This is a genomic window from Bradyrhizobium pachyrhizi, from assembly GCF_001189245.1.
GTDB lineage: Bacteria > Pseudomonadota > Alphaproteobacteria > Rhizobiales > Xanthobacteraceae > Bradyrhizobium > Bradyrhizobium pachyrhizi.
The window spans coordinates 9,692-22,974 of the sequence record NZ_LFIQ01000118.1; the positions used below are offsets into that span (position 1 = coordinate 9,692).

General features: G+C 65.4%; 13 protein-coding genes. 9 read left to right on the plus strand and 4 right to left on the minus strand.

What is annotated here, in order from left to right:
* A partial coding sequence (locus AKL29_RS45975) for a hypothetical protein (RefSeq protein ID WP_283809436.1) occupies positions 1–163 on the plus strand: 163 nt, incomplete at its 5' end.
* A gap of 108 nt (positions 164–271) precedes the next feature.
* Positions 272–1,504 carry an ABC transporter substrate-binding protein gene (locus tag AKL29_RS33950; protein WP_050387286.1) on the plus strand — a complete coding sequence of 411 codons (1,233 nt, stop codon included), beginning with the start codon at positions 272–274 and terminating at the stop codon, positions 1,502–1,504.
* A gap of 174 nt (positions 1,505–1,678) precedes the next feature.
* Here the strand turns inward: AKL29_RS33950 and AKL29_RS33955 are convergent, their stop codons facing one another.
* Both AKL29_RS33955 and AKL29_RS33960 read right to left on the minus strand, forming a co-directional pair.
* Positions 1,679–2,893, minus strand: a complete 1,215-nt coding sequence (locus tag AKL29_RS33955; protein WP_028334402.1) for a mandelate racemase/muconate lactonizing enzyme family protein — start codon at positions 2,891–2,893, stop codon at positions 1,679–1,681.
* Positions 2,894–3,157: 264 nt separating this feature from the next.
* Positions 3,158–4,417 (minus strand): amidohydrolase family protein, encoded by a 1,260-nt coding sequence (locus tag AKL29_RS33960; protein ID WP_050387189.1) that lies wholly within the window; start codon positions 4,415–4,417, stop codon positions 3,158–3,160.
* A gap of 153 nt (positions 4,418–4,570) precedes the next feature.
* Here AKL29_RS33960 and AKL29_RS33965 point away from each other — a divergent pair, with 153 nt between their 5' ends.
* On the plus strand, positions 4,571–4,990 hold the full coding sequence (locus tag AKL29_RS33965) for a nuclear transport factor 2-like protein (protein WP_028334400.1): 420 nt from the start codon (positions 4,571–4,573) through the stop codon (positions 4,988–4,990).
* Between the two features lie 186 nt (positions 4,991–5,176).
* On the opposite strand, the gene AKL29_RS33970 is transcribed toward AKL29_RS33965, so the two are convergent.
* Complete coding sequence (locus tag AKL29_RS33970) at positions 5,177–5,935, minus strand: GntR family transcriptional regulator (protein WP_028334399.1); 759 nt, start codon at positions 5,933–5,935, stop codon at positions 5,177–5,179.
* Positions 5,936–5,976: 41 nt separating this feature from the next.
* The gene (locus AKL29_RS43055; RefSeq protein ID WP_160321815.1) at positions 5,977–6,138 is read right to left on the minus strand and encodes a hypothetical protein; all 162 of its coding nucleotides are present in this window, start codon (positions 6,136–6,138) and stop codon (positions 5,977–5,979) included.
* Between AKL29_RS43055 and AKL29_RS33975 the strand changes: the two genes are divergently transcribed.
* From AKL29_RS33975 to AKL29_RS34000, 6 genes are all read left to right on the plus strand, one after another.
* Positions 6,137–6,991 (plus strand): ABC transporter ATP-binding protein, encoded by an 855-nt coding sequence (locus AKL29_RS33975; RefSeq protein WP_050387287.1) that lies wholly within the window; start codon positions 6,137–6,139, stop codon positions 6,989–6,991. The genes AKL29_RS43055 and AKL29_RS33975 overlap by 2 nt on opposite strands.
* A 2-nt stretch (positions 6,992–6,993) precedes the next feature.
* On the plus strand, positions 6,994–7,770 hold the full coding sequence (locus tag AKL29_RS33980; RefSeq protein WP_028334397.1) for an ABC transporter permease: 777 nt from the start codon (positions 6,994–6,996) through the stop codon (positions 7,768–7,770).
* 44 nt (positions 7,771–7,814) lie between these two features.
* Positions 7,815–8,840: an ABC transporter substrate-binding protein gene (locus AKL29_RS33985; RefSeq protein WP_050387288.1), complete on the plus strand. Its 1,026-nt coding sequence runs from the start codon at positions 7,815–7,817 to the stop codon at positions 8,838–8,840.
* Positions 8,841–8,949: 109 nt separating this feature from the next.
* On the plus strand, positions 8,950–10,386 hold the full coding sequence (locus AKL29_RS33990) for an amidohydrolase family protein (protein WP_244482574.1): 1,437 nt from the start codon (positions 8,950–8,952) through the stop codon (positions 10,384–10,386).
* Between the two features lie 172 nt (positions 10,387–10,558).
* Positions 10,559–12,988, plus strand: a complete 2,430-nt coding sequence (locus AKL29_RS33995; RefSeq protein ID WP_050387191.1) for a CaiB/BaiF CoA transferase family protein — start codon at positions 10,559–10,561, stop codon at positions 12,986–12,988.
* The coding region (locus AKL29_RS34000) for an ATP-binding cassette domain-containing protein (RefSeq protein ID WP_152977886.1) at positions 12,988–13,283 on the plus strand (296 nt) is incomplete at its 3' end. The genes AKL29_RS33995 and AKL29_RS34000, both read left to right, overlap by 1 nt.

Below are 13,283 nucleotides of genomic sequence, written 5' to 3' on the forward strand. Positions count from 1 at the left end.
TGCCTGGCGCGAGGTGCCGGTCTACGCGCTCGACGATCTCAGGCCGGGCCATTCGCTGGCCGGTCCCGCGATCATTGAGGCCGAAACCACGACCGTCCTGGTCGACAGCGGCGACCGCGTCGCGGTCAACCCGCTGGGCTGGCTCGACATAACATTGCGCTGAGGCCGGCCTCCGCCATCAACATTTCATTTTTCCGGCATTGGCTTGGGCGATAAACTCCGCTCGCTCGGGAGGAGCGCCGGCCCGCTACCGGCGTTTGTGGCGATGTTGATGCAAACAAAAAGACAAACGGCGCTTTCGATATCCCTCGTCCTCGCAGCTGTCCTTGCGGCGGCGCCGTTGCGCGCGCAGCAGGCGCAGACGGCGGCCGGCAACGAGATCCGCATCGGCAACGTCATGCCCTATACCGGGCCGCTCGCGGCGTTCGCGACCATCGGGCGGGCGGAGGCGGCCTATTTCGACATGGTCAACGAGCATGGCGGCATCAACGGCCGCAAGGTCAGGTTCGTCTCGGTCGATGACAGTTCCAATCCGAAGATCGCGATGGAGCAGACCCGCGATCTCGTCGAGAAGCAGGGCGTGCTGTTGATGTTCGGCTCGTTCGGCACGCCGAGCAATCTCGCGGTCCGGAAGTACCTCAACGAGAACAAGGTCCCGCAGCTGTTCGTCGCTTCCGGCGACGAGGCGTGGGCGCATCCTGTGACCTTTCCCTGGACCATGGGCTGGCAGCCGACCTTCCGCGCCGAGGGGCGGATCTACGCCAATTACATTCAAGCGGCCTATCCCTCCCGCAAGATCGCGGTGCTCTGGCAGAACGATCAGTTCGGTCGCGACCTGTTCAAGGGATTGCAGGAAGGGCTCGGCGACACCGCCGGGATGATCGTCGCCGATCTCGCCTTCGACGCGTCGGAGACCGCGATCCAGAACCAGATCGGAATCCTGAAGAACTCCGGCGCCGACATCCTGGTGTTCGACGGCGCGCCGGCGATCGCGGCGCGCGCGATCCGCGTCGCCGCGGACCTAGACTGGCATCCGGTGTTCATCCTCGACAATGCGTCGGCTTCGATCGCCAGCGCCTTGCGGCCAGCAGGTCTGCAGAATTCGCTCGGCGTGATCTCGACCTCGTTCCTCAAGGATGCCGGCGATGCCTCCTGGAAGGACGATCCGCAGATCAAGGCGTGGCTCGCCTTCATGGACAAGTATTATCCCGACGGCGACAAGGACGACATCTACGCCGTGTTCGGCTACGCCGCCGCGGACACGCTGATGCAGGTGCTGCGCCAGTGCGGCGACGATCTGTCGCGCGAGAACATCATGCGGCAGGCGGCGTCGCTGAAGGACTACCAGAGCCCGATCGCGCTGCCCGGGATCGTGATCAATACCGGCCCGAAAGACTTCCGCCCGATTAAGCAGATGCGCCTGGTGCAGTTCGACGGCAATGCCTGGCAGCCGATCGGCGACGTGATCGACAGCGCGTTCACGGCCGTGCGGGAGGATAATTGAGGTCGCGGTGATTGAGGAAGCGTCGTCCCGGCGAAGGCCGGGACCCATTACCCCAGCTGCGCATTGTTTTGCTCCGCTGGGGCGATAATCCTTAACACACCACGCAGCGGTGGTTATGGGTCCCGGCTCCCGTGCGCCATTGCGCACTAGGCCGGGACTACGGTGTAGAGAGACCTACTTCTTCAATCCATAATTCAACAGCCCGCCCTTGTTCTTCGGCGGATGCGCGCGCAGGCCTTCCTCGTTCGGCTCGGTGCCCCAGCCCGGCCGATCCGGGATCACGAGATGGCCGTCGACGAATTCAGGCACGTGGGTGAACAGCTCGTGGTCCCAGGCCAGCCGATCGATGTCGGTCTCCATGATCCGCAGGTTCGGCACCGCGGCGCAGAAATGCGCGTTCATCATGGTGCAGAGGTGGCCGTAGAAATTATGCGGCGCGACGTTGACCTCGAAATGCTCGGCGGCGGCGGCGATCTTCATCGACTGCCAGACCCCGTTCCAGGGCGTATCGATGATCGCGACATCCATCGCCTGCTCGGTGAAATAGGGCAGGAATTCGCGCAGGCCGAGCAGCGTCTCGCAGGACGAGATCGGGTGCGGGCTCTGGCGGCGGATATAGCCGAGCGCCTGCGGGTTGAAGGTGTCGATCTCGACCCAGAACATGTCCATCTTCTCGATGGCGCGCAGGATCTTGAGATAGCCCTCGGTCTTGGCGTTGAAGTTGAGGTCGAGCAGAAGATCGACATCCGGCCCCGCGCCGTCGCGGATCGCCTCCAGATGCATGCAGAGATTGCGCAGCACGGTGCGATCGATATTGATCTCGGGCTGGAACGGCGAGCCGAAGCCGGGGCGCCAGCCTTGCGGCTTGCCGTCGGTGTAGACGAAGATGTTGGTCTTCATCGCCGTGAATTTCTTCTCGCGCACCTCGGCCCCGATCGCCTTGACGCCGTCGAGATCAGTGATCGCCGGCTTGTACCAGTCGGGATGATTGATGCGCCAGGTCGCGCAATGCGACCAGTACACCCGCACCCGGTCGCGGATCTTGCCGCCGAGCAGGTCGTAGCAGGGCACGCCGAGTGCCTTGGCCTTGACGTCGAGCAGCGCGTTCTCGATCGCTCCGAGCGCCAGCGCCACCACACCGCCGGCGGCGGGGCGCGTCGCGGCGAACAGCTCGACATAGATCCGCTCGTGCTCGAACGCGTTCTTGCCGACCACCCGCGCCGACAGCCGCTCGATCGCCGCCGTCACGCCGGGCGCGCCGAAGCCCTCGTCATATTCGCTCCATCCGACCAGCCCGTCCGTGGTCGTCACCTTGACGAAGTGATAATTCCGCCAGCCGGCATCGCAGGCGAGCGTCTCGACGCTTTTGATTGTGGTGGATTTGCTCATGGTTTCCTGCCCGGCTCTTTGTTGCTGTTGGGGAGTACCAACAACGGATCGGCGAAGACGTCAATTCGCGCCAGGGCAAGGCGACAATGCAGCCCCGTCATTGCGAGGAGCTCGCGACAAAATTGCAAAGCAATTTTGCGCTGAAGCGACGAAGCAATCCATCTTTCCCCGAGTGGTGCGATGGATTGCTTCGCTACGCTCGCAATGACGGGGAGGGAACGCATGCACAAACCGTGACCCTTCGAGACGCCGCTTCGCGGCTCCTCAGGGTGACGGGGAGAATCTTGTGTCAGGCCGGAACAGCGTCGGCCGCTGCCGTTCGAACGTCTTGCGGCCGCGCTTGAAGCCCATCAGCACGTCGGGCAGCTCGGCGATCGCGTTGGTTCCGCTGTCGGTGTCGAGCACGACGATGTCGGCGGGATTGCCGACCGTGATGCCGTAGTCCTTCAGGTTCATCAGCCGCGCCGGCAGGTCGGTGACGAGATCGAGGCAGGCGTCGAACTCGCCGATCCCGGCATGCGCCGCATTGGCGTAGAGATTGGCCATGCGCAGCAGCGATGCATCGCCGAACGGGGTGAAGGGATTCTGCACATTGTTGGTCGCGACCGAGCACAGCACGCCATCGGCGACGAGCCGGTGCGCGGCGGTCAGCCCGCGCGGCGCATTATGGGTGGCGTCGCGTCCCATCAGATAGAGATCGGTCGCCGGCAGCACGGTGACCGCAACGCCGGCCTCGGCGAGGCGCGCGCTCGCCGCCTTCAGCCGCTCGGGCGGCAGCGCGGAAAGTTTGGTCGCATGCCCGATCGCAACGCGCCCGTGATAGTTGCGCCGCTCGGTCTGCCGGCAGACCTCCTCCATGTGCCACCAGGAGGGATCGAGGTCGAAATCGAGATGCAGGTCGACATCGACGTCGAACTCCTGCGCGAGGTCGAAGATGCGCGCGATATGCGCGTTCGGATCGCAGTCGACATAGGGGCAGCCGCCGACCGCCTCGGCACCGTCGTGCAGCGCCGCGACCAAGAGCTCGTCGGCCCCGGGATCGTTGGTCAGGCCCTCCTGCGGAAAGGCGCAAAGCGAGAGGTCGAGCGCCCAGGCATAGTCGCGTTTCAAGGCCTTGACTGCCTCGAAGCCGCGCAGCCCGATCCTCGGGTCGATCTCGACATGCGTCCGCATCCGCGTGGTGCCCGCCGTGATCGCGCGCTCGATCACCCTGCCGCCACGCGCATAGACATCCTCGACCGTGAAGTCGCGCTTCATCGCCGACACCGCGCGGATCGCCTCGCCGAGGCTGGCGTGATCGTGGCCGCAGCGGCCGAGCAGGCAGGCCTTGTCGAGATGGATATGGGTGTCGACGAAGCCGGGCAACGCCAGCCGGCCGTTGAGGTCGACGTCGACCGCCTCGCACACGAGGCGCGGCGCGATCGCGGCAATCCTGCCGCCGGCGATGCCGATATCGACCGCGGCGGCAGAGCTGCGCGTCACGGCATTGCGGAAGACCAGGTCGAAGGCAGGTGTCGCGATCATCGGTCAGGAAACATCAGGATGGTCTGAGCCTAGCGGAAGGGCAGGGAACCAGCAGCACCAGATTGTGTGCAGTTCTATGGTTCGATTGTCTAAAAAATATGCATACACTTTGGCGGTCAGATTGTAGAGTCCTGATTATCTCCGGAGGCCCCCATGTCCGCACCCGCCAAAGCCGATGCCCGCCCGATGTCCGACGCCGAGATCGTCGAGGCTTATCTGACGGCGTCGATGATCCCGGATCCGGATGCGGCCGCGGCCCATATGAAGCCGGGCACGGTGATCACCTTCACCGGCGGGCGCGAATTCGACCATCCGCGCGGGCCGACCGGCTTCAATGCGAAGCGCTATCGCTGGGTGAAGAAGAAGATGGACCGCTTCGATGTCTGCCCTGGCACGGACGAGACCGTCGTCTACAGCGTCGGCACGCTCTACGGCGAATGGACCGACGGCACGTCGTTCGAAGGCAACCGCTATGTCGACCGCTTCGTGGTGCGGGACGGGCAGATCGTCAAGATGGACGTCTGGAACGACAGCGCCGAGCGGATTTTGGTGCAGCGGGGGATCGAGGCGTAGGGAGCGGTGCCAGTTCTCCCTCGCCCCGCTCTTGCGGGGTCGAGACGAGCGAAGCTCGCTCTTAGAGGGTCGGGGTGAAGGGCTGCATCCGCGAGTATCGGCCGCGGATGGACCTGTATTCCCTCACCCGGATCGCATCTGCGATGCGATCCGACCTCTCCCCGCAGGCGGGGCGAGGTGAGAGCATCAGCGCCGCGCCGCCTTCGGCAGCTTCACCATCTTTTCGCCGCTTGCCTCGTCGGCATAGGGCGCCAGAATATCCAGCAGATCGCGCCCGCGCTGCGGGCTTGGCGCGACCAGCGCGCGGGTCGCCACGGAATCCAGGTGGCTGTGCATCAGCCCCATCACCTTGTCGACGTCGCCTTTCGCCAGCGCGGCGATGATCGCGCGGTGCTCGTTGATCGCGCATTCCGATGAATGCGGCCGGCTGTAGAGCGACAGCGTCAGGCAGCAGCGGTAGGCGACCTCGCTGACATAGCGCACCAGGATCGGGCTGTTCGTCATGTGGGCGAGCAGGATGTGGAATTCGGTGGCGAGCCGGATCGACACCGCGTCGCTGCCGTCGCGGGCCCGATCCTCGGCGTCGACATGGGCTGTGAGCTCGGCGATCTGCGCCTTGGTCAGCTTGCCCGCGAGCTGCCGCACCACCAGCCGCTCGAGCTCGATGCGGATGTCGAAGGCATCGCGCGCCTCCTGCCAGCTCGGCGTCGCCACCACGGCGATGCGGTTGCGGCGCAGCTCGACCAGGCCTTCCGCCGCCAATTGCCCGAGCGCATGCCGTGCGATGGTGCGGCTGACGCCGAAGCGCTCGCCGAGGGAATCCTCGGGCAGCTTGGCGCCGGGCTCCAGCGCCTGCTCGATGATCGCGCGCCGCAGCGCGCGGCAGATCACGCTGACCTTGTCTGACGATTCAGCCGTCTTGCCGCTGTCGGCGCGCCCCGCCATTGCCGCGAATCCCTCTCGAAGCTGCTTCGAACGCCTCTTTATCATACCGCCAAAGCAATCGGGCGCTCGAATTGCATGCAGTTTGAGCCACGGATTGCCCAAAAGGAATCCGGCCATTTGGGCGCGGAATGCGCGATCCCCTTGATTTTCAACGCGGCGGCCGCTGGCATCCAGTTTGCATGCACTTTGCTCGTGATGCGCATGCAACCAAACTCCGAATTTGCCGGCGAGCCGATGGCCGCCGGATCCGCGCCGACCGCGATCGAGCTGTCGGACGCCTCCGTGACCTTCGGCCGCGGCGCCCGCGCCGTGCCGGCACTGTCGACAACCACGCTGCGGATCGCCGAGGGCGAGTTCGTCGCGCTGGTCGGCCCGTCCGGCTGCGGCAAGTCCACCATCCTGCGGCTGGTCAGTGGCCTGACGCGGCCGACCACCGGCGTCGTCATCGTCGGCGGCCGCGAGGTCGCGGCGCGCGCGATGCGCGTCGGTATGGCGTTCCAGAACCCGACCATGCTGCCGTGGATGACGATCGAAAAGAACATCATGCTGCCGCTGAAGATCGTCGAGCCGTTCCGCTCGCAATTCCGCAAGCTGCGCAAGACCGAGTTCCGCGACAAGGCCAATGCGCTGCTCGAGCAGGTCGGGCTGAAGGGATTCGGCGGCCGCTATCCGTGGCAGCTCTCCGGCGGCATGCTCCAGCGCGCCAATCTGTGCCGCGCGCTGATCCACGAGCCGCGCATGCTGCTGCTCGACGAGCCGTTCGGCGCGCTCGACCAGTTCACCCGCGAGGAGCTGTGGGGAATCCTCCAGCAGCTCTGGATGACCCACAGGCCGACCGTGCTGCTGGTCACCCATGATCTGCGCGAGGCCGGCTTCCTCGCCAGCCGCATCTGCGTGATGAGCGCGCGGCCCGGCCGCATCCTCGACGACTCCAGGGTCGATTTCGCCCGTCCGCGTACCGTGGCGATGACCTTCGAGCCCGACTTCGTCGCGCTCAACCAGAAGCTCCGCGCCTTCATCGTCGATGCGCGCACCGCGGCGCGAGAGGGAGCCTGACCATGTCCACGTCAGACATCAGGCAGAAGGCCTGGTCCGCGGCGCTGATCGTGCTGTTCTTCGTCGCCTGGGAATTGTTCTGCCTGATGACGGGGATGTCGGACCTCGTGTTGCCGCGGCCGTCGCAGATCTTCGTCACGCTGTTCGAGAAATTCCCGATCCTGTGGCCGCACATCGTGCAGACCCTGGTCACCACCATGATCGGCTTCGTGCTCGGCGTGGCGCTCGGCTTGGCGCTCGGTGCCGTGATCGGGGTGTCAAAAACCGCCTACGACACCTGTTATCCGCTGCTGGTCGGCTTCTCGTCGATCCCGAAGGTCGCCGTGGTGCCGATCTTCGTGCTGTGGTTCGGCTCCGGCACCGTGCCGGCGGTGTTGACCTCGCTGTCGATCTGCTTCTTCCCCATCGTCGTCAACATCGCCACCGGTCTTGCCACCACCGAACCCGAGCTCGAGGACGTGCTGAAGGCGCTCGGCGCCAGCAAGTTCGACATCCTGTGGAATGTCGGGCTGCCGCGCACGATGCCGTTCTTCTTCGCCTCGCTGAAGGTCGCGGTCTCCTACGCCTTCGTCGGTGCGGTGCTGTCGGAAACCGTCGCCTCGAACCGCGGCATCGGCAACGTCATGATGACGGCGTCCTCCAATTTCAACGTGCCGCTGGTGTTCGCCGGGCTGTTCGTGCTCGCCGGTCTCGGCGTCGCGCTCTACGTCCTGTTCTCGCTCATCGAGGGCCAGGTCACCGGCTGGGCGACGCGCAAGGACAATGTGATCGCCACTTGAGACACTTCGTCAACCGTCAAGCAATGAAGCTTAAGGAGATCTCGATGCTGAGAAAAGTAAGCGCCGCGCTGTTGGGATTGGCCCTGGTCGCCGGTCCCGCGCGCGCCGAGGAAACCACCATCAAGTTCACGCTGGGCTGGAAGACGCAAGGCTCGGACGCCGCGTTCTTCTACGCCAAGGACAACGGTTACTTCAAAGAAGAGGGCCTCAATGTCGTGATCGACCAGGGCGAGGGCTCCGGCGCGACCGTGACGCGCATCATGTCGGGCGCCTATGACGCCGGCTTCGGCGACGTCAACGCGATCATCCAGAACGCCGCGACCAAGCCGCAGGATGCGCCGGTCATGGTTTACATGATGTGGAACCAGCCGCCGTTCGCGATCGTCGCCAAGAACTCGAGCGGCATCAAGTCGATCAAGGATTTCGAGGGCCATACGCTCGGCGGCGCGCAGGGGACGCCGACCACGCGGTTGTTGCCGGTGTTCGTGCACAAGAACGGGCTCGACGGCGAGAAGATCAAGGTCTCCAACATGGCGCCGAACCTGCAGGAGCCGATGCTGATCAAGGGCGACATCGACGCCGCGCTGGTGTTCAACATCACGAGCTATTTCAATTTGGTGCTGAACCGCCAGGACCCCGACAAGGACTTCAAATGGTTCTCGTTCGGCGATTACGGGCTCGACCTCTATTCCAACGGCGTGATGGTCTCGCGCAAGCTGATCGCGTCGAACCCGAAGGCGGTGGCCGGCCTCGTGCGCGCCATCAACAAGGGCGCGATCGCGGTCGCCAAGGATCAGAACGCCGCCATGAAGGCGGCGCTGAACTATGACAATCTGATCAATGTCGATGTCGAGAAGCGCCGCCTGCAATATTCCTTCGAGAAGCTGATCGTCTCGCCGGAGATGAAGGACATCGGCATCGGCGACGTCAAGGACGACCGCATGGCCCGCGCCATCGGCTTCATCGTCGAAGGCTACCAGCTCACCCGCACGCCGGCCCCCGCCGAGGTGTTTTCGCGCGAATTCCTGCCGCCACGTGCGGAGCGGGAGCTGGTGTATACGGCGAATTGAGGTTACGCGTCATTGCGAGGAGCGAAGCGACGAAGCAATCCAGCTTTCCCCTAGCGGAGAGGGGGATTGCTTCGCTGAGCTCGCAATGACGACCAAGTGGAGAAGGTCGATGGACGTCACAGCAACCCGTCTGTTCTCCGCTTCTGACCTCGAGATCCGCAACGACGTCCTGCTCCGTCACGACGCCGGCATCATCGCCGATATTTCCGAAACCGCGCGCCCGGCGACAGGCCCGCGTTCCCTCATCCTCCCCGCTTTCGTCAACGCCCACGACCACGCCCGCCCGCGGGCCTCGAGCTTCGGCGCGGTCGGCATGCCCCTGGAGAGCTGGATCCTGCGCACGGTGGTCGGCACGCCGGTCGATCCGTATCTCACCGCGGCCTCGGCGTTTGCCCGCGCAGCGCAGGCCGGCTGCGCCGCCATGATGGTGCACTACACCCGCCCGAGCGGCACCATGCCGTTGCTCGATGAAGCCAGGGCGATCGCGCGCGCCGCCGGCGATGTCGGCATCCGCATCGCCTTTGCCATCGCCGTGCGCGACCAGAACCCGATTGTCTATGGCGACAGCGAAGCGGTGCTGTCAGGTCTTCCGGCCGATGACCGCAAGACGATCGAACAGCTGTTCGTGCGCGCCCGGATGTCGCCGCAGGCCTATATCGAGCTGACCGACGCGATCGCTGCGGCGATTGGCGGGCCGAAGGTCGACGTCCAGCTCGGGCCGGCCGGCGTGCAGTGGTGCTCGAAGCCGCTGCTGGAGGCCGTCGCGGAAAATTCGGCGCGGACCGGCCGTCGTATCCATATGCATCTGCTCGAGACGACCTACCAGCGCGCCTGGGCCGACCGGTATTTCCCCGGCGGCATCGTCCGCTATCTCTGCGACATCGGTTTCCTCTCGGAGCGGTTGACGCTTGCGCATTGCATCCACGCTCGGCCTGACGAGCTCGAGATGATCGCGGCGTCGGGTGCGCGCATTGTCACCAATTTCTCCTCCAATCTGCATCTGCGCTCCGGGCTGGCGCCGATCGCGGCCGCGCACGGCTGCGGCTGTGCAATCGCGGTCGGCGTCGATGGCCTCGCGCTCGATGAGGATGACGACGTGCTGCGCGAGATGCGGCTGGTGCAGATGATGCACGGTGGTCTCGGCTTCAAGCGCACATGGACTGCTCAGGAATTCTTCACGCTCGCGATCCGCAACGGCCGCCGCGCCACCGGCGCGCCGGGCACCGGCGAGCTCGCGGTCGGTGCGCCGGCCGATTTCGTCAGCATCGATCTCGACCGCCTCGAGCGTGATCAGATTCTCGATGCCGATCCGCTCGACCTCTTGTTCGCACGCGGCAATGCGTCGCTGATGTCAGAGCTTGTGGTCGATGGTCGCACCGTCGCCAAGGCCGGCCGGTGCCTCGGTGTTGATCTTCCCGCCATTGAGCAGGAACTGCGCGGCATCACCCGCGCGGGCGCTGCCTCATACGCGCATGTCTTGCGCGCATGGCCGCGACTGTCGAACTCAGTGCAACACTGGTTCGAAGCGCAGCTCACCTGCAATTAGCTGCACAATCTTCGCTTAGCGCCGAGCAGCAACTTCGGTCATACGCTCGCTAATTCCGTCAAGCGGAAGAAAATTCCACTTGCATCACACTCGTCGCGCGGCTTCAAGTTCATTCAACAAAAAACTGAATCAGCCGCTGTCACCGGCTGGTCATGTGTCGCGAGGAAGCCTGATGGGCGCGTTGTCGCATCTGCGGATTGTCGAGATCGGAAGTGCTGCGGCGACGAGCTATTGCGCGCGGCTGTTTGCCGATTTCGGCGCCGATGTGCAGAAGGTCGAGCCGCCGCACGGCGATCCGCTTCGCCGCACCGCGCCGCTGACGCCCAAAGGCCGGAGCGCGTGGTTCGCGTTTCTCAACTTCAACAAGTCGAGTGTCGTGCTCGGCACGGGCGATGCGGGCGCGGCATCGCTGCGGGAGCTGATTGTCGGCTGCGACATCCTGCTCGACGGGCGCGGCATCGCCGCGGCGGATTGTCCCGAGATCGATCTCGACGCGATCAAGCGGGATAATCCTGGCCTGATCCATCTCGACCTCGCCTGGTTCGGCGATCGCGGTCCCTACGCCAATTTCGCGGCGACGGACTCCACGATCCGCGCGCTGACCGGACTGGTGAAGCTGGTCGGTCCGGAGCAGGGGCCGCCGATGCACGCGCCGGATTTCCAGATCGGCATTCTGGGCGGGCTGTGGGGTTTCATCGCCGCCGCATCGTCGGTGCTCGGCCGTATGCAGGACGGGCGCGGGCGGGAAAACCATCTCAGCCTGTTCGAGGCCTCTATCGCCGTCACCGAATACATCATGTTCGAGGCGTTCCAGCGCGGCGACATCATGCGGCGGATCGGCGTCAACCGGTTCTGGCCGACTTTTCCGGTCGGCATCTACGAGACCAAGCAGGGCTGGCTCGGCGTCACCACGGTGACCCCGGCGCAGTGGCGCGCGTTCTGCGAGATGCTCGGGCTCAACGAACTGCGCGACGATCCGACACTGGTCATGGGGGTCGACCGGCTGCGCCATGTCGCCGAGATCGAAGACAGGATATTGCCGAAGCTGAAGCAGCGCACCGCGCAGGAGTGGTTTGCCGAAGGCCTCAGGCGCAAGATCCCGATCGTGCCGGTGCCGGAGATCTCCGATCTCATCGCCGATGAGGAGAAGCGCGCCCGCGGTGCGATCGTCCCGATCACCCTCGGTGACGAGACCGGCTTTTCCGCCGGCACCATGCAGCGGCTGACGGCAACGCCGCCGCTGCGCGGCGGCCGGGTGCCTGATCTCGGCGAGCAGCAGGCGAGGCGCGAGGCGGCGCCGCGCGTGCCGGCGCCCAAGCCCGCTGCAACCGATCGCTTGCCGCTCGAGGGCATCCGCGTCGTCGACTTTTCGATGGGCTGGGCCGGGCCGATCTGTACCCGCACGCTCGCCGATCTCGGCGCCGACGTCATCAAGATCGAGGCGACCCAGTATCCGGACTGGTGGCGCGGCGTCGACCGCCGTCCGGCCTATGTGCTGGAGCAGATGTACGAGAAGTCGGTGCGCTACTGCATCATGAACCGCAACAAGCGCGGCATCACGCTCGATCTGACCCGGCCGAAGGGGCTTGAATTGGCGAAGCGCCTGCTCGCCGATGCCGACCTCGTGGTCGACAATTATTCGGTCGAGGTGCTGCCCAAGCTCGGCCTCGGCTACGACGTGCTGAGCAAGATCAATCCCAAGCTGGTGATGATGTCGATGTCGGCGTTCGGCGCCGGCAGCGTGCATCGCGACTGCCGCGCTTACGGCTCGACCCTGGAGCAGGGCTCCGGCCTGCCCAGCGTGGTCGGCGATCCCGATGGTCCGCCGGTCATGAGCCATACCGCGTTCGGCGACGCCGTGGGCGGGCTTAACGGCGCCGCCGCGGTGCTGACCGCGCTGATCCACGCCAAACTGACCGGGCAGGGGCAGTTCATCGATCTGGCGCAGATCGAATGCATGATGCCGTTCGCCGCGCCCTGGATCGTGGCGCATTCGACCAGTGGCAGGCCGCCGACCAAATACGGCAACCGCCATCCCGATTTCGTGCCGCATGGCTGCTTTCGCTGCGCCGGAGAAGACAACTGGATCGTCGTCGCGGTGTCCGACGACGCGATGTGGCCAAAGCTCGCCCGGCTGCTCGGCCGCGAGGACTGGGCAGCGGACGAGGCGCTCAAGACGGCCGCGGGCCGCCGCGCCATCGAGGCCGAGATCGAGGCTGCGATCACGGCCTGGACCGCGGCGCGCGATGCCGATGCGGCGATGACCGCGCTGCAGACCGAAGGTGTCGCCTCCGGCGTGGCGCGGCTGCCGATCGATCTCCTGGAGGATCCGCAGCTCCACGCCCGCGGCTTCATCCAGCAGGTCGACCGTGCGTTCATCGGACGGCATCCGCAGCCGTCGATGCCATTTCGCGAGAGCGATGCGCCGTTCGCGATCCGCTCGGTGCCGCCGACGCTCGGCGAGCACAACCGCGAGATCCTCGGCGGCATGCTCGGGCTCTCCGACGCCGAGCTCGATGAGCTCACCCGCGAGGGCATCATCGGCACCGAGATGCTGATGGAGGAGGAACTGGTGAAAGAAAAGAAGCGGGCGGCGGGCTGATGGAGGCAGGCCAGCCGGCACAGCGCAGGGCGGAGGGGGCGCGCGACGGCGCGCGGCCGCTGCTGTCCGTGCGGGGGCTCGGCATCCGCTTCAAGACCGCGCAGGGCGTCTGGCAGGCGACGCGCCGCATCGACTTTGACATCGCGCCCGGCGAGCGCGTCGGCATCGTCGGCGAGAGCGGCTGCGGCAAGACCATCACCGGCCTGTCGATCCTGCGGCTGTTGCCGGGCAATTTTGCCGGCCTCGACGGCAAGATCCTGTTCGACGGCGTCGATCTCGCCTCCTGTAGCGCGCG